Below are 1,163 nucleotides of genomic sequence, written 5' to 3' on the forward strand. Positions count from 1 at the left end.
CACCAAGCCCCAGGGCGATGGCCTGCTGGCGCAGATTCGACAACTGGCCACCGGGGATCTCGTGGTGATAGACGCGTCCCGTCGGGGCGGGGAGGCCGGATTCGAAGGGCGCGTACACCTTTCGGAGCGCCTCCCAATACGGCTCCAGGTCACACACCGCGGGCAGTGACAGCCCGGTGTCGTAGGCCGTGTTGGCCGCGGCGGCCACGATCGACGACAGCGCGGGCTGGCTGGTGGTTCCCGCGAGCGGGGCCGCGGCGCCGTCGACGGCGTCGGCCCCGGCGTGCCAGGCCGCCACATAGGTCGCCAGCTGCCCACCCGGGGTGTCGTGGGTGTGCACGTGCACCGGCAGGTCGAATCGGGACTTGAGCGCCGAGACCAGGGTGGTCGCCGCGGGCGCGCGCAACAACCCGGCCATGTCCTTGATCGCCAGCACGTGCGCGCCCGCTTCGACGATCTGTTCGGCGAGCTTGAGGTAATAGTCCAGCGTGTAAAGCTTTTCGGCGGGATCGCTGAGATCGCCGGTATAGGACATCGCCACCTCGGCCACCGATGCCCCGGTTTCGCGCACGGCGTCGATGGCCGGCCGCATCGAGTCGACGTTGTTCAACGCGTCGAAGATCCGGAAGATGTCGATGCCCGTTGCCGTCGCTTCCTCGACGAACGCCGTCGTGACCGTCTCCGGATAAGGGGTGTACCCAACGGTGTTGCGTCCGCGCAGCAGCATCTGCAGGCAGATGTTCGGCAACGCCTCGCGCAGCGTTGCCAGCCGCTCCCAGGGGTCTTCCTTCAGGAACCGCAGCGCGACATCGTACGTGGCACCGCCCCAGCACTCGATCGACAACAACTGCGGTGTGGTCCGGGCGATGTGGGGCGCCACCTTGATCAGCCCGCTGGTGCGCACCCGCGTCGCCAGCAGGGACTGGTGGGCGTCGCGGAAGGTGGTATCCGTGACGCCGACACCGGGTGACTCCCGCAGCCACGCGGCGAATCGCTCCGGCCCGAGTTCGGTCAACCGCTGCTTGGAACCCGCCGGCGGATCCACCGACAGGTCGACGTCGGGCAGCTTGTCGTGCGGGTACACCGCGGACGGACGCTCGCCGTGGGGCTTGTTGACGGTGACGTCGGCCAGGTAACTCAGAATCTTGGTGCCGCGATCGGCG

The 1,163-nt window shown here is 68.4% G+C and carries 1 pseudogene; it reads right to left on the reverse strand.

Annotated elements, in window-relative coordinates:
- Positions 1-1,163 (reverse strand): annotated as a pseudogene (locus A5659_RS04770) (pyruvate carboxylase); the annotation flags it as partial.

The sequence above is a fragment of the Mycobacterium sp. 1165196.3 genome, from assembly GCF_001673415.1.
Classification (GTDB): Bacteria; Actinomycetota; Actinomycetes; order Mycobacteriales; family Mycobacteriaceae; genus Mycobacterium; species Mycobacterium europaeum_A.